Raw genomic sequence first — 15287 nt, forward strand, 5'->3', positions numbered from 1 at the left:
CGGCCGTGCTCGCGCTCGCGAACCTGATCGACGGTCGTTCGCGCGCGCCGCGCGCGGGCGGCTACCTGGACGTGGTCGACCCGGCCGTCGGCGCGAGCTTCGCGCGCTGCCCGGCGTCCGATGCCGACGACGTGGCCGATGCGGTGGCCGCCGCGGTGCGTGCCGCGCCGGGATGGGCCCGGACACCGGCCGAGGCCCGGGCGCGATGCCTGCATCGTCTCGCCGACGCCATCGAGGCGCGCCTGGAAGCGTTCGCCGCGGCGGAATCGCAGGACAGCGGCAAGCCGCTCGCCCTCGCCCGCACGCTCGACATCCCCCGAGCCGTCGCCAACCTGCGCTTCTTCGCGGCGGCCGCGGGTCAGTTCAGCGGCGAATCGCATGCGATGGAGCACGGCGCCATCAACTACACCCTGCGCCTGCCGCTCGGCGTGGTGGGCTGCATCAGCCCGTGGAACCTGCCGCTCTACCTGTTCACCTGGAAGATCGCGCCCGCGCTCGCGGCGGGAAACACGGTCGTGGCGAAACCTTCCGAGGTGACGCCGTACACCGCGTGGCTGCTGGGCACGCTGCTCGACGAGGCGGGATTTCCACCGGGTGTGCTCAACATCGTGCATGGGACGGGCCCCGTCGTCGGCGAGGCCATCGTCACGCACGAGGCGGTCAAGGCGATCTCGTTCACAGGCAGCACGCGCACGGGCATGGCGATCGCGTCTGCAGCCGCACCACGCCTGAAGAAGGTGTCGCTGGAACTCGGCGGCAAGAATCCCGCGATCGTGTTCGACGACTTCGATTTCAGCGACGCGTCGATGGCGACGATCGTCCGCTCCGGATTCGCGAACCAGGGCGAGATCTGCCTGTGCGGCTCGCGCCTGCTCGTGCAGCGGTCGATCTACGCGCGTTTTCGCGACGCTTACCTCGAGCGCGTCCGTGCGCTGCGGGTCGGCGATCCGCTCGACGAGCGCAGCGATCTTGGCGCGCTGGTTTCCGAAGCGCATTTCGCGAAGGTGACCGGCTGCATCGCGCGCGCACGCGACGAAGGCGGCCGCGTCCTCGCGGGTGGCGGCCGCGTGGCGGTGGAGGGACGCTGCGCGAGCGGGTGGTTCATCCAGCCCACGGTCATCGAAGGCCTGCCCGCCGATGCGGCGACCAACCAGGAAGAAATCTTCGGTCCCGTCGTCACGCTGATTCCCTTCGACACGGAGGACGACGCGCTGGCGATCGCCAACGGCACGCCGTACGGCCTCGCCGCCTCCGTCTGGACGCGCGACGTGTCGCGCGCGCACCGCTTCGCCGCGCAACTCGACTTCGGTATCGTCTGGGTCAACTGCTGGATGCTGCGCGACCTGCGCACGCCATTCGGCGGCAGCAAGCAGTCGGGCGTCGGGCGCGAAGGCGGGTTCGAGGCCATGCGTTTCTTCACCGAAGCCAGGAACATCTGCATCGACCATGGCCACTGACGTCATCCACGCCGACGGCGCCCCCGCGCCCGTCGGCGCCTACCCGCACGCGCGCCGCGTCGGCCCGCTGCTGTTCCTCTCCGGCATCGGCCCGAGGGTGCCGGGAACCGACGCCATTCCGGGAAACGTCGTGGACGATGACGGCCGCCTGGTCTCGCACGACATCGAGGCGCAATGCCGGCAGGTGTTCGCGAACGTCCGTACCGTGCTCGAGGCCAGCGGCGCGCGCTTCGAAGACCTCGTCGACGTCACGGTCTACCTCACGGACATGGCGAACGACTTCGCCACGTACAACCGGCTCTACGCCGAGGCCTTCGCGGGCGTGGACGCGTGCCGCACGACGGTGGAGGTGAACGCGCTACCGACAGCGATCGCCATCGAGCTGAAGTGCGTGGCGGCGCTCGCTTCGTAGGCTATCGCCGATGCGATCGGCTCCGACCGGAATCCGCCAGGCGTAGCTACCGAAGGAGTGGGAGCCGATCGTATCGGCGATGGCGCACGACGGAGTTCAGGCCGTTGCGGGCTCCAGACACACCTTCAGCATCTCCCCGATCAGCACCTGCACGTTCGCCGCCTTCCGCGGCAGGTATTCGAACGTGTCCTCGTCCATGTAATTGACCTGGGCGAGTTCCAGCTGCACGGCGTCGACGCCGTCGTCGGGCCTGCCATAGTGACGCGTGATGTACCCGCCCTTGAAGCGGCCGTTCACGGCCCAGGAATAATCGGCCTGCCCCTCCAGGAGCCCGGCGAGTCTGGCCTGCAGCGCCGGCGAGCAGCTGGCACCGTCGGCGGTGCCGAGATTGAAGTCCGGAAGCCGCCCTTCAAACAGCATGGGCACATGGCTGCGGATCGAATGGCCTTCCCACAGCACGACGCGGCCGAACTGCTTGCGCAGGCGCCTCAGCTCGTCGGCGAGCGCCGCGTGATAAGGCTTCCACCAGCGCTTCACCCGGTCGGCGACTTCCGTCGCATCCGGCTCGGCGCCGGGACGGTAGATGGGCTCGCCGCTGAAGAGGATCGTCGGCACGAGTCCCGTCTCGCTCCGGCCTGGATACAGCGCATGACCATCCGCAGGACGGTTGAGGTCGACGACGTAGCGCGAGGCGAAGGGCTTGATCACGCTGGCGCCGAGGGCACGGGCGAAGTCATAGAGTTCGGCCACGTGCCAATCGGTGTCCGGACTCCGCCGCGCGGGCCGCTTCATGCGCGCGGCGAGGTCGTCGGGAATCGCGCTGCCGTTGTGCGGCAGGCTGATCAGGAGCGGCGCGGTGCCGCGGTGCAGGGTGTACGGAGTCATGCCGCCAGTGTAGCGCTCAACCCGGCACGCGATCGCCCATCAGCACCATCTCCTCCGCCGAGGTCGGATGGATCGCCAGGGTGGCGTCCAGATCCGCCTTGGTGGCGCCCATCTTGATGGCCACGGCGAAGCCCTGGAGGATCTCGTCCACGCCCGGCCCCAGCATCTGCATGCCGACGATCTTCGAATCGTCGCCGACGCAGATGAGCTTGAACCGCGTCGTCATCGGACGATGCGCCAGCGCCAGCTGCATCGGCACGAACGACTGCTTGTAGAGGTGCACGTCCGCGCCGTAACGCTCGCGCGCCTGCTGCTCGTTCATGCCGATGGTGCCCAGCGGCGGGTGCGAAAACACGACACTGGGGATGTTCTGGTAATCGAGCTTCGCCTCGGTCTTGCCCGCGAACAGGCGGTCGGCGAGCTTGCGGCCCGCCGAGACCGCCACGGGCGTCAGCGCGAGGCGCGGCGTGACGTCGCCGATCGCGTAGACCCCGGGAACGTTCGTGTTCTGGTAATCGTCGATGGCGATGAAGCCGTCCGCATCCGTCTCCAGACCGATCCGGCCGATATCCAGCGACCCGGTGTTCGCGTGCCGGCCCACCGCCAGGATCAGCGCGTCGTAGGGTCCAGGGTGGTCCCCCGTATCGCAGTCGAGCAGCAGCATGCCGTCCTTCTCGTGCGCCGCGTCGATCTGGCAGCGGTAGTGAATGCGGATGCCGTGCTGGCGCATCTCGTCGCCAAGGCCGTAGGCCATTTCCTCGTCGAATCCGCTCATCAGCCGGCCACGCACGAAGACATCGACATCGCTGCCGAGCGCGCGTAGCACCCCGGCCAGTTCGACGGCGATGTACCCGCCGCCGATGATCGCCGTGCGGCGCGGGCACGCGCGCAGGTCGAAGAAGTCGTCCGACGTCATGGCCCGTTCGAAGCCGGGCTTGTCGAGCGTGTTCGCACTGGAGCCGGTGGCGACGATCACGTGCGGCGCGGTGAGTTCGCGCGCACCCGCCTGGATGCGGTCCGCCGCGAGGAAGCGCCCCGCCTCGCGGATCAGCGTGACGTGACCGGTGTCGAGCGTCTGCTTGTACTTGGTGTGGATGCGATCGATGTACGCGTCGCGTCGCTCGATGAAGCGCGGCCAGTCGAGGCTGCCGGGCTTGTCGGCGAAGCCGTAATCGACGGCGATGTACTGCGCTTCCGCCATCTGCGCCGCGTACCACATGGCCTTCTTCGGTACGCAACCTACGTTGACGCAGGTTCCGCCCAGCTCCTTCGGTTCCAGCAAGGCGACCCGCGCACGGTGTTTCGAGGCGCGTATCGCCGCCGCGAGCCCACCCGAGCCACCGCCGATCACGATGAGGTCGAAGGATTCCACGGTCATGCATCACTCCAGCGATGGGGATCGCACACCGTAGCAGAAGCCCTGCGGGGCCGGCTTGATCGAAACGCCGTCCGGATCGAACATTCGCGCGGTTTGACAGGTATTCCTTGCAACCCATTGATTTGATAACCTCGGTGCGCCGATCCTGACAGGGGAAACGCCCGATGCACCGCTTTGCTCGCTTCGCCCAGCCCCGGACATGGCTCCGCCCGTTCGTCATGAGCGCCGTGCTGGCGCTGCTCGTCGCGTGCGGGAGCGCCCCGCACAAGCCGTCCTCCTCGCAGCGCCGCAATCCGGCCTCGGCGGTTCCCATCGCGAAGAACCTGGGCTGGTCCAACCAACCCGCCGCCGCGCCGCCGGCCGACGCGGCCAACGACGTGCTGTTCCGCGCCATCGGCCTCGTCGGCACGCCCTATCGTTGGGGTGGCAATACCCCGCAGGGCGGTTTCGACTGCAGCGGCCTGATCAACTACATCTACCTCACCTCCACCGGCCTGAAGCTCCCCCGCACGTCGGCGGAGATGGCCGCGCTGGACAAGCCCCGCGTCGGCGAGGACGAACTCGCCAGCGGCGACCTCGTGTTCTTCGGCCGGGGCCACGTGAACCACGTCGGGGTTTACGTCGGCAAGGGTCGTTTCGTCCACGCCCCGAACTCGGGCGGTACGGTACGGTTGGACGAGCTCGACGGCGCCTACTGGAAAGAGAACTTCGTCTACGGACGGCGCGTCCTGAACTGAACGGATGGCAACGCCGCGGGCTGACCGCTGAAAATTTAAGTTGCGCGCTATTCAATAGCGTGCTTTCATTATCTCCGTGGCCGGCGACGCCGGACCTCTCCTCCCCTGATGACGACAAGGACACTGCAATGAGCGACGCATCCAAGTTCGACGGCACCATCTCCCAGTTCGACGGCGACCAGCTGTACTTCGTCAAGGCGAAGGTCGAGGGCGGCCGCACCGGTCACGGCGAAACCCAGGGCGACGACCCGCTGAAGGTCGACCTGCGCCTGCCGAAGTCGATGGGTGGCAACGGCGGTGGCAACAATCCCGAGCAGCTGTTCGCCGTGGGCTACGCCGCGTGCTTCGAGGGCGCCGTGCGCTTCGTCGCCGGCAACCAGAAGGTGAAGGTGGACGGCGTCGGCGTCGACAGCGAAGTGCAGCTCGGCAAGCGCAAGGACGGCAAGGGCTTCGCGATCCGCGCCAAGCTCGACGTGCACCTGCCGAGCCTCGAGAACGATGCCGCCAAGGCCAAGGAAATCGTCCTCCAGGCGCACAACGAGGTCTGCCCGTACTCGCATGCCACGCACGGCAACATCGACGTCGAGATCACCGTGAACGGCACGAAGGTCTTCCCGGCCGCCTGATCGGGCACCGGAAGCGAAGCAAAAAAAAGGCGCCCGATGGGCGCCTTTTTTTTCGTGCGGAGAAGCGCTCAGTGCGCGTCGCCGTTCGGATGCGCGTGACCGTGCGCGATTTCCTCTTCCGAGGCGTCGCGGACGGTCTGCACGTCGATGCTGAAGTTGAGGGTCTTCCCGGCCATCGGGTGGTTCAGGTCGATGTCGACGACGCTGGAGCCCACCTTCTGCACGACGACGACACGGTTGCCGCCTTCCTTCAGCGAAAGCACGGTGCTGTCGCCGGCCTTGAGGCCCTTGCCCTGCTGCGGGAAGTACTTCTTCGGCACGCGCTGGGTCATGCCTTCCTGGCGAACGCCGTAGCCCTGCTCCGGCTCGATCGTGAGATCGACCTTGTCGCCGGCGGACTTGCCTTCGAGGCCGGCTTCCATGCCCGGGATCAGCTGGCCGTGGCCGAGCAGGATCCACAGCGGCTCGCCGCCGTCCAAGGAGCTTTCGACCTTCTCGCCATTCACGGAAAGGGTGTAGTGGAACGAGATGACCTTGTCCTTGCCAGCCTGCATGTTGATTTCTACCCGAGGAAAACCGCCATTTTAGCCGCGCCGGGGCGCGGCGTCACGCCGTCCCCCGGTCCTTGCCGAAGCCGACGCCCCTCGCCTCCGGACCCAGCCACGTGAGCAGGGCCAGGAGCACGGCCACCGCTGCGATCCACGTGGACATGGCGAAGGCGAAGTCGCCGCCGTGCCGGTCCGCCAGCCAGGTCTGGGCCGTGGCCGTGATGGCGGCCAGCAGGTTGCCCATCTGATAGGCGAAGCCCGGCAGCGTGCCGCGCACCGCGTCGGGCGACAACTCGTTGAGGTGCGTCGGCACCACGCCCCAGGCGCCCTGCACCATCACCTGGATCAGGAAGGCACCGAGGCCAAGCAGGATCAGCGAGCCGCCATACGTCCACAAAGGGATTACCGGGATGGCGAGCAAGGCGGCGAGGATGATCGCCCGGCGCCGGCCGATCCTCTCGGACAGCGATCCGAACGTGAGACCGCCCGCGAGCGCGCCGAGGTTGAGCAGCGCCGTGAGCATGAATGCCGTTCCGGAGCCCGCGGGAATCTTCAGCGTCTCCTGCACGAACGTCGGGTACATGTCCTGCGAGCCGTGGCTGAACATGTTGAACGCGGCCATCAGCAGCATGAGGTAGACGAAGAGCTTCCAGTGCCCGCGCATCGAGACGAACACGCTCTCTCGCGCATGCGCGCGACGCCCTTCCCAGACCGGCGACTCGGGCACCTTGCGGCGGATGTAGAGCACCAGCAGCGCGGGAAGCGCACCGACCACGAAAAGCCCGCGCCAGCCGATGTGGTCGACCAGCAGCCAGTTCGCCAGCGCGGCCAGAAAGAAGCCGCACGGATAGCCGCTCTGCAGCAGGCCCGACACGAACCCGCGCGACTTCGCGGGGATCGATTCCATCGCCAGCGACGCGCCGATGCCCCATTCGCCACCCATCGCGATGCCGAACAGGAAACGCAGACCGAGCAGGATGCCCAGCGACGGCGCGAACGCGCACAGCACTTCGAGCACCGAGAACAGCACGATGTCGAACATCAGCACGGGACGACGCCCGTAGCGGTCGGCGAGACGGCCGAAGATCAGCGCGCCGATGGGTCGCGCCGCGAGCGTCAGGAACAGGCCGTAGGTGACCTCCTGCCTCGGCACGTGGAATTCGGCGGCCACCGCGAGGATGACGAAGGTGAGCAGGAAGTAGTCGAACGCGTCGAGCGTCCAGCCGAGGAAGCTGGCGATGACCGTGTGCCGCTGCGTGTGATCGAGATCGCGCAGCGCGGCAGGCAGTGGCATGAGAAATTCCTTAAGCCATGGGCGGCGCCGAGGCTAGCACAGGGCTAAGATCGACCGGGCGCCTCACGGCGCCATGACGGTGTCTCGTTACACTGGCCCACATCACGACAGACGGAGTACTCGATGAAGTTCTCGCGATCGATCGTTTCATTCGCCCTCCTCGCCACCCTTGGCACCGGCGCCGCTTTCGCGCACGGTACGCCCCAGGACGACGCCGGAAAGAGCGGTGCGCCCGCGTTCTCGGAAGTGAGCAAGGACGGCAAGTACGTCAAGCGCAGCGACCTGCCCAAGGACAACGACGCGGTGAAGGAGCTTCGCGCGCATTACAACGAAGCCGACACGAACCACGACGGCAAGGTGGACAAGGGCGAGTACGACGCGTACGTCAACAAGGCGAGCGCGCGGCCGCAGAACCAGAACTGAGCGTACGGGCCGGGGCCATCCTCGCCCCGGCCTCTCTAAGGACGGACGAACGCATGATCCCCGACAGCCACACGCGACGCCGCATCGCCTCGCGCTTTCGCCGCCCCGGCGACCGCATCTACATCCATGGCAAGCTCGCGACCGATCCCGTCTATGCCGCCACGGCGGAGGCCATCGCGGGGCGACGTCTCCCGCTGCTCGATATCGGCTGCGGCCTCGGCCTGCTGGGCCATTACCTGCACGACCGCGACGTGCTCGACGGTTATCTCGGGCTGGACCATGACGGGCGGAAGATCGCCATGGGACGCGACGCCGCGGAGCGTGCGGGCCTGGGCGACGCGATCGCGCTGCGCGAAACCGATGCGGCGACGCCACAGCGGGTACGCGGCCACGTCGCCATGCTCGACGTGCTGCATTACCTCCCACGGGAGCGGCAGGGCGAACTGCTCACGTTCGCCGTCGACCACCTCGCCGACGACGGCGTGCTGATCCTGCGCAACGTCATCCGGGACGGCTCATGGCGCTACCGGGCGACCGTGTGGGAAGAAAAATTCATCAAGGCGGTCGGCTGGATCCCGGGCGGCGCCCAGTACTTCCCCACCGAGGACGACATCCGGGGCGTGCTGGAGCCTCGCGGCATCCGGGTCGCGTTCCGGCCCCTGTTCGGCCGCACCCCGTACAACAGCTGGTTGATGACGGCATCCCGTTGACGCCAATCCCATTGTGCGCCGCAATAAGGTATACTGACCCGGTCGTGCCTGCGCTCCGACTCCCTTGCGGACCCCCGGCGTGAGATCTTCCCGCCCGTTCCCCCACCCCCGGAAGCGCGCACGACACCGACCAGCCTGCCGTCTTCGTCACGGCTCGCGGTCGCCGAATCCATAACTCGCAGCGCGGTTCCAGGGAACGCTCGAGTCACGCAGGAGTTCCTCCATGTCTTTCGATTCGCTGGGCCTCGCGCCCGCGTTGCTGCGCGCGCTGTCCGAAGCGGGCTATGAGAAGCCCACGCCGATCCAGGCCGCCGCCATCCCCGAGGTCCTCGCCGGCCACGATCTGATGGCCGCCGCCCAGACGGGTACCGGCAAGACCGCCGCCTTCTCGCTCCCGGTGCTGCAGCGCCTCGCCGGCGATACCCGCACGGAGGGCCGTCGCCCGATCCGCGCGCTGATCCTCACCCCCACTCGCGAACTCGCCGCCCAGGTGCAGGAAAACCTGCGCGACTACGGCAAGTACCTGCGCCTCTCCAGCACCGTGATCTTCGGCGGCGTCGGCATGGGCAACCAGCTGCAGGCGCTGCGCCGCGGCGTCGACATCGTGGTCGCCACCCCGGGCCGCCTCATCGACCACATGCAGCAGCGCTCGGTCGACCTGTCGAAGGTCGACGTGCTCGTGCTCGACGAAGCCGACCGCATGCTCGACATGGGCTTCCTGCCGGCGCTCAAGCGCATCCTCGCGGCCGTGCCGCGCCAGCGCCAGACCCTGCTGTTCTCCGCGACGTTCGCGCCGGAGATCAAGGCGCTCGCGCAGCAGTTCATGCGCGAGCCGCGCGAGGTCTCGACCGCGCCGGCCAACACCGTCGCCAACACGGTCACGCACGTCGTGCATCCGGTGGATGCCGCCAACAAGCGCGACCTGCTCCTGCACATCCTCGCGCAGGACAGCCGCCGTCAGACGCTCGTCTTCAGCCGCACGAAGCACGGTGCCGACAAGCTCGTGCGTCACCTGGAACAGGCGGGCGTGAAGTCCGCGGCGATCCACGGCAACAAGAGCCAGAACGCGCGCACACGCGCGCTTTCCGACTTCAAGACCAACCGCATCACCGTGCTGGTCGCGACGGACATCGCCGCGCGCGGCATCGACATCGACCAGCTGCCCGTGGTGATCAACTTCGACCTGCCGATGGTGGCCGAAGACTACGTGCATCGCATCGGCCGCACGGGCCGCGCGGGTGCCGAGGGTCAGGCCATTTCGCTGGTCAGCCACGACGAGTCCGGCCTGCTGCGCGACATCGGCCGCCTGCTGAAAACCGATCTCTCGATCAGCAACGTCGCCGGCTTCGAACCCAGCAGCCCGCTGCGCCTCGACGCGGGCGCCCCGCGCCCGAAGCAGCAGCAGCGCCAGCCGCGTTCGCAGGGTGGCGCCGGTCAGGGCCGTCCGGGCGGCAACGGCGGTGCGCGTAACGGCGGCACCGGCGGCAACCGCTCGCCGGCGCACCGTCCGCACGGCCATTCGGCCGCGGGCACCGGCGAGAACACCGGCAACCACAAGCGCCGTCGCCAGCGTCGCGGCCCGGCGACCAACAAGGCCTGATCCGATGGGCCGGCCACGGGGGCGATCGTTCGCTCCCGCGGCTCGCGCCGCCGTTCAGCCCTGCGTCCTGACCTTCGCCGTCAGGACATGGTCTTCCCATAGACCGTCGATCTTCAGGTAACGCTTCGCGTAGCCTTCCCTCTCGAAGCCGAGTCGCTCGAGCAGCCGCCCGCTCCGCTCGTTGTGCGGCATGTGATTCGCCATCACGCGATGGAAGTCCAGCGGTCCGAACGCATAGCGGACACCGGCGTCGAGCGCCTCGAACATCAGGCCCTTGCCCTCGTGCCGCGCCGCGATGCCATAACCCAGATGGCAGGCCTGGAAGACACCCCGCACGACGTTGGCGAAGGTGAAGCTCGCGATCATCTCCGAGCCGTCCGGGGTAAGCACGGCGAACGGGTAGCCGCGATCGGCGCGCGCCGCTTCGAGTCCGGCTTCGATCGCCAGCCGGCAACACTCCAGCGAGTAATGCGACTCCGTGCGCAGCGGCTCCCATGGCCGCAGGTGATCGCGATTCTCCACGCGATAGCGCTGGAGCAGCGGTGCTTCGTCCGTGTCGAGCAGGCGCACGATCGTCCGCGCCGTGCGCATCCTGACCGGCTCGCTCATGCGAGCAGCGCTTTCGCATGATGGCGAAGATGGTCTTCCACGAACGTCTGGATGAAGTAGTAGCTGTGGTCGTAGCCGGGCTGCATCCGCAGCTCGAGCGGTTGGCCCGCCTCTTCGCACGCGGCCTCGAACCGCTGCGGCTGCAGCTGATTCACGAGGAAGCCATCCGCTTCGCCCTGATCGATGAGGATCGTGCCGTCGAAGCGCGCGCCGTCCTTCACCAGTTTGGTGGCGTCGTACCGCGACCACGCCTTGCGATCGTCTCCGAGGTAACGCGGGAACGCCTTCTCGCCCCACGGCACGGCCGACGGCGCGACGATCGGGGCGAACGCCGAGACCGAGCGGAACCGTCCCGGGTTGCGCAACGCGATCGTGAGCGCGCCGTGGCCTCCCATCGAGTGGCCGAAAATGCCCTGGCGACCCATGTCCAGCGGGAACGCCCCGGACACGACGCGCGGCAGTTCGTCGACCACGTAGCTGTACATGCGGAACCGGTCGCTCCACGGAGCCTCCGTGGCGTCGAGGTAGAACCCGGCGCCTTCGCCGAACTCCCAGTCGCCCGTCGCGCCCGGCAGGCCGGTGTCGCGCGGACTCGTGTCGGGCATGGCGAGGGCGAGACCGAGTTCTGCGGCGAGGCGCTGCGCCCCGGCCTTGATCGTGAAGGTCTCGGCCGTGCAGGTCAGCCCCGCCAGATACCACAGCACGGGAACCGGGCCCTTCTCCGCAGCGGGGGGCAGGTAGACGGCGAAGCGCATCGGCCCGCCGCAGGCCTCCGAGCGATGCGTGAAGAAGCCCTGCACACCGCCGAAGCAGCGCTGTTCCGAAACCGTTTCGATATCCGACATCCGCCCGACCCTTCCGAAAGCTGACCGAAGAGTGTAACGCGCACGCGACAGTAGCCCACGCTCACGGCGGAAAGGGCATATCGCTGCTACAATACCGCTACTGCCCGGCGCCGAATGTCGCCGCCGCGCCCCTCCCGAGGTCGCCATGTCATCCCCCGATACAGAAAACGCTCCGGCCCTGCCCGGTTTCAGCGCGCTTTCGCTCGACGCCAACGTCGTCCGCGCGCTGACCGAAGTCGGCTACGAGACCCCCTCCCCCATCCAGGCCGCCACGATCCCGGCGCTGCTCGAAGGCCGTGACGTTATCGGCCAGGCGCAGACCGGCACCGGCAAGACCGCGGCGTTCGCGCTGCCGGTGTTGTCGCGCATCGACCTGAAGCCGGGCAAGCCGCAGGCGCTCGTCCTCGCGCCCACGCGCGAACTGGCCATTCAGGTGGCCGAGGCCTTCCAGAAGTACGCGACGTACCTGCCGGGCTTCCAGGTCCTGCCGATCTACGGCGGCCAGAGCTACGGCCCGCAGCTGCAGGGCCTGAAGCGCGGCGCGCAGGTCGTGGTCGGCACGCCCGGTCGCGTCATCGACCACCTCGACAAGGGCACGCTCGATCTCTCGGGCCTGCGTTTCGTGGTGCTCGACGAAGCCGACGAGATGCTCCGCATGGGCTTCATCGACGACGTCGAGAAGCTGCTCCAGGCGACGCCCGAGGGCCGCCAGGTGGCGCTGTTCTCCGCGACCATGCCGGCGCCCATCCGCCGCATCGCGCAGACCTACCTGAAGGATCCGGCCGAAGTCACGATCAAGAACAAGACCACCACCGCGGCGAACATCCGCCAGCGTTACTGGTGGGTCAGCGGCGTGCACAAGCTGGACGCGCTGACGCGCATCCTCGAGGCGGAAAGCTTCGACGCGATGATCGTCTTCGCGCGCACCAAGTCCGCCACCGAAGAACTCGCCAGCAAGCTGCAGGCGCGTGGCTTCGCCGCGGCCGCGATCAACGGCGACATCGCGCAGGCGCAGCGCGAGCGCGTGATCGACCAGCTGAAGACCGGCAAGCTCGACATCCTGATCGCCACCGACGTGGCCGCCCGCGGCCTCGACGTCGAGCGCATCAGCCACGTGCTCAACTACGACATCCCGCACGACACCGAGTCGTACGTGCACCGCATCGGCCGTACCGGCCGCGCGGGCCGCAGCGGCGAGGCGATCCTCTTCGTCACGCCGCGCGAGCGCAACCTGCTCCGCCAGATCGAGCGCGCGACGCGTCAGCCGATCGAGCAGATGCAGCTGCCCACGATCGAGGCGGTCAACGACACGCGCGTGAGCAAGTTCAACCAGCGCATCACCGAAACGCTCGCCACCGGCGATCTCGGTCTCTTCCAGCAGCTGGTCGAGAAGTACGAGCAGGAACACAACGTGCCGGCGATCGAGATCGCCGCCGCGCTGGCCCGCATCGCCCAGGGCGACCAGCCGCTGCTGCTCGAGCCGCCGCCGAAGCGCGAGTACACCGAGCGCCCGCCGCGCGAGTTCGACCGCGAGCGTCCGCCGCGCGACGGTGGCGACTTCAGCGACCGTCGTCCGGTGCGCGAAGGCATGCGCCAGCCGCGTCCGCACGTGACCGAGAACGGCAAGAAGACCTACCGCATCGAGGTCGGCCACGAGCACGGCGTGAAGCCCGGCAACATCGTCGGCGCCATCGCCAACGAGGGTGGTGTCGAGGCGAAGTTCATCGGCCGCGTCAGCATCCGCGACGACTACAGCCTGATCGATCTGCCGGACGGCATGCCGCCCGACGTGTTCAACCACCTCAAGAAGGTGTGGGTCGCGCAGCAGCAGCTGAAGATCAGCGAGTGGGACGGCACGGAATCGCCGCAGAGCGGCGCCCCGCACGGCGGCGCCCCGCGCCCGCGCGGCAACTTCCGCCCGACCGGCAATCGCCCGGGCGGCGGCAAGCCGCCGCGCAAGAAGCGCGATTACTGATCGAAGAAAGGCCCCGGAAACGGGGCCTTTTTTTTGGATTCAGGCCGCGAAGTCCGCCGGTGTCAGCGGTGGCATGCCATGGCGGATGCGCGCCTTGTCGCACTGCGGGCTGGGCTGGCCGTTTTCCCACGCGGGCTGGAGGTCGTGGCACGGCGAAGGCCGCACCTCGTACACGCCGCAATGCGCGGCGACGCCGACCTCGCCGACGAGCGAGCGGCAACGCGGCTCGTACGCATTGGTGCCGTGCATGGCGACGCGATGCGGGTCGAGGTGTTCGGTCAGCGCGGCCGGCGTGATGCCGCCGGCCAGATCCGTTTCCATCCAGTGGAAGGCGACGCGGTAGGTCGCGCAGCATGCGCCGCAGCGCAGGCAGGGGTGAGTCATGGGTCTAGATCGAGCCTGAAAAGGTGTTGCACTTGCCGACGTCGCCGGATTCGAAACCGGTGCGGAACCAGTGTACCCGCTGCGCCGAGGTGCCGTGGGTGAACGAGTCCGGTACCACCCTGCCCTGCGCCTGTTCCTGCAGCGTGTCGTCGCCGATCGCCGTGGCGGCGTTGAGCGCGGACTCGATGTCGCCGTCCTGCAGCCACTGCAGGCGCTGCTGCGAACGGTTCGCCCAGACACCCGCGAAACAGTCGGCCTGGAGCTCCTGGCGGACGGAGAGGCCGCTGGCCCCTTCGAGGCGCGCACCGCGACGGCGCGCGTCGCTGACCTTGTCGAACACGCCCGTGAGGTTCTGCACGTGGTGACCGACCTCGTGGGCGATGACGTATGCCCGCGCGAAATCGCCCGCGGCGTGGAACCGAGTCTGCATGTCCTGGAAGAAACCGAGGTCGAGGTAGACGCGGTGGTCGCCGGGGCAATAGAAGGGGCCGACGGCCGACGACGCCGAACCGCATGCCGTGCGCACGCCGCCACGGAATAGCACCAGCTTCGGCTGCTCGTAGCTCTGCCCGTTCGCCGCGAAGATCTCGCCCCAGGTGTCCTCCGTCTCGCCGAGCACGGCACGGACGAAATCCACCTGCGGATCGTCGCCGGCGGCCTGTCGCGGCGCCTGCTGCGTCTGTGTGGGCGCTCCCGCGCCGGGGTCCCCCTGGCCGAGCAGAGCCGTGGGATCCTTGAAGAAGACGAGGCCGAGGATGGCCAGCACGATGATGCCGCCGATACCGAGCCCGCGGCCGCCGAACGACGGCCCGCCACCGCCCTCGCCCGCGTCCTCCACGTTGTCGCTTCTACGGCCTTTGTTCCACAGCATGGCTGTTCCTCCCATGTAGGCGCCCTCTTTGGGACGCGCTCGGCATGATCGCACGGGCCGTTGCCGGTACACTCCGCGATCGATGACATCCCCCGGATCGTTTCATGACCAGTCAGCTCCCCGCCGTCGTTACCCTGCTCACCCTGCTACTGATGTTCGCCACGGTCTGGATGGTAGGCCGTGCCCGTGAACGTTATGGCATCAAGGCGCCGTCCATCTCCGGCGACCCGGCGTTCGAGCGGGCTTGGCGGGTGCAGATGAACACGCTCGAGAACGCGGTGATGTTCATCCCCGCGCTCTGGCTGGCGGCCCAGTACGTCGATCCGCTGTGGGCGGGCATCGCGGGGCTGGTCTGGCTGGCCGGTCGCGTGTGGTACGCCGTGGCCTACGTGCGCGACGCGAGCCGGCGCGGTCCCGGCTACATGGTCTCGATGCTGGCCTGGGCGGCGCTGATGCTGATGGCGGCCGGCGGCATGGGCATGGCCATCATGGAAAACGCCGCGACGCCGCCGGAAGACGCCGCGGCGCTCTGA

The 15287-nt window shown here is 68.2% G+C and carries 17 protein-coding genes; 9 read left to right on the forward strand and 8 right to left on the reverse strand.

The window, feature by feature from the left end:
• Positions 1-5: 5 nt before the first annotated feature.
• Entirely contained in the window at positions 6-1457 is a 1452-nt protein-coding gene (locus tag J2X58_RS08400) for an aldehyde dehydrogenase (protein WP_310047529.1), read from the forward strand.
• Positions 1447-1869: a Rid family hydrolase gene (locus J2X58_RS08405; RefSeq protein WP_310047531.1), complete on the forward strand. Its 423-nt coding sequence runs from the start codon at positions 1447-1449 to the stop codon at positions 1867-1869. The genes J2X58_RS08400 and J2X58_RS08405 overlap by 11 nt, the downstream gene beginning before the upstream one ends.
• Before the next feature lie 96 nt (positions 1870-1965).
• Here the strand turns inward: J2X58_RS08405 and hutG are convergent, their stop codons facing one another.
• Both hutG and gorA read right to left on the reverse strand, forming a co-directional pair.
• On the reverse strand, positions 1966-2754 hold the full coding sequence (gene hutG, locus J2X58_RS08410; RefSeq protein ID WP_310047532.1) for an N-formylglutamate deformylase: 789 nt from the start codon (positions 2752-2754) through the stop codon (positions 1966-1968).
• A gap of 16 nt (positions 2755-2770) precedes the next feature.
• A complete protein-coding gene (gene gorA, locus J2X58_RS08415) occupies positions 2771-4132 on the reverse strand; it encodes a glutathione-disulfide reductase (protein WP_310047533.1) in 1362 nt (453 codons plus the stop codon).
• Positions 4133-4296: 164 nt separating this feature from the next.
• Between gorA and J2X58_RS08420 the strand changes: the two genes are divergently transcribed.
• Together J2X58_RS08420 and J2X58_RS08425 are read left to right on the forward strand one after the other, a co-directional pair.
• Positions 4297-4869 carry a C40 family peptidase gene (locus J2X58_RS08420; RefSeq protein ID WP_310047534.1) on the forward strand — a complete coding sequence of 191 codons (573 nt, stop codon included), beginning with the start codon at positions 4297-4299 and terminating at the stop codon, positions 4867-4869.
• A gap of 128 nt (positions 4870-4997) precedes the next feature.
• On the forward strand, positions 4998-5495 hold the full coding sequence (locus J2X58_RS08425; RefSeq protein ID WP_090052490.1) for an Ohr family peroxiredoxin: 498 nt from the start codon (positions 4998-5000) through the stop codon (positions 5493-5495).
• Between the two features lie 68 nt (positions 5496-5563).
• Here the strand turns inward: J2X58_RS08425 and J2X58_RS08430 are convergent, their stop codons facing one another.
• Positions 5564-6049, reverse strand: coding sequence for a peptidylprolyl isomerase (locus tag J2X58_RS08430; protein WP_090176106.1), 486 nt, complete (start codon positions 6047-6049; stop codon positions 5564-5566).
• Between the two features lie 52 nt (positions 6050-6101).
• Entirely contained in the window at positions 6102-7337 is a 1236-nt protein-coding gene (locus tag J2X58_RS08435; protein WP_310047537.1) for an MFS transporter, read from the reverse strand.
• 123 nt (positions 7338-7460) lie between these two features.
• Here J2X58_RS08435 and J2X58_RS08440 point away from each other — a divergent pair, with 123 nt between their 5' ends.
• From J2X58_RS08440 to J2X58_RS08450, 3 genes are all read left to right on the forward strand, one after another.
• Complete coding sequence (locus J2X58_RS08440; protein WP_310047538.1) at positions 7461-7760, forward strand: hypothetical protein; 300 nt, start codon at positions 7461-7463, stop codon at positions 7758-7760.
• A gap of 53 nt (positions 7761-7813) precedes the next feature.
• On the forward strand, positions 7814-8470 hold the full coding sequence (locus J2X58_RS08445) for a class I SAM-dependent methyltransferase (RefSeq protein ID WP_090052481.1): 657 nt from the start codon (positions 7814-7816) through the stop codon (positions 8468-8470).
• A gap of 223 nt (positions 8471-8693) precedes the next feature.
• Positions 8694-10070, forward strand: a complete 1377-nt coding sequence (locus tag J2X58_RS08450; protein WP_090052479.1) for a DEAD/DEAH box helicase — start codon at positions 8694-8696, stop codon at positions 10068-10070.
• 54 nt (positions 10071-10124) lie between these two features.
• On the opposite strand, the gene rimJ is transcribed toward J2X58_RS08450, so the two are convergent.
• The gene (gene rimJ, locus J2X58_RS08455) at positions 10125-10679 is read right to left on the reverse strand and encodes a ribosomal protein S5-alanine N-acetyltransferase (protein ID WP_310047541.1); all 555 of its coding nucleotides are present in this window, start codon (positions 10677-10679) and stop codon (positions 10125-10127) included.
• Positions 10676-11524, reverse strand: a complete 849-nt coding sequence (gene fghA, locus J2X58_RS08460) for an S-formylglutathione hydrolase (protein ID WP_310047542.1) — start codon at positions 11522-11524, stop codon at positions 10676-10678. Before fghA ends, rimJ begins: the two co-directional genes overlap by 4 nt.
• A 145-nt stretch (positions 11525-11669) precedes the next feature.
• On the opposite strand from fghA, the gene J2X58_RS08465 reads away from it, so the two are divergent.
• Entirely contained in the window at positions 11670-13499 is a 1830-nt protein-coding gene (locus tag J2X58_RS08465) for a DEAD/DEAH box helicase (RefSeq protein ID WP_310047545.1), read from the forward strand.
• Positions 13500-13538: 39 nt separating this feature from the next.
• On the opposite strand, the gene J2X58_RS08470 is transcribed toward J2X58_RS08465, so the two are convergent.
• Positions 13539-13883, reverse strand: a complete 345-nt coding sequence (locus J2X58_RS08470) for a YkgJ family cysteine cluster protein (protein ID WP_310047546.1) — start codon at positions 13881-13883, stop codon at positions 13539-13541.
• Between the two features lie 4 nt (positions 13884-13887).
• Positions 13888-14754, reverse strand: a complete 867-nt coding sequence (locus tag J2X58_RS08475) for a neutral zinc metallopeptidase (RefSeq protein WP_310047548.1) — start codon at positions 14752-14754, stop codon at positions 13888-13890.
• A gap of 104 nt (positions 14755-14858) precedes the next feature.
• Between J2X58_RS08475 and J2X58_RS08480 the strand changes: the two genes are divergently transcribed.
• A complete protein-coding gene (locus tag J2X58_RS08480; RefSeq protein ID WP_090052467.1) occupies positions 14859-15287 on the forward strand; it encodes an MAPEG family protein in 429 nt (142 codons plus the stop codon).

It is taken from the genome of Luteibacter sp. 3190 (genome assembly GCF_031456385.1).
GTDB lineage: Bacteria > Pseudomonadota > Gammaproteobacteria > Xanthomonadales > Rhodanobacteraceae > Luteibacter.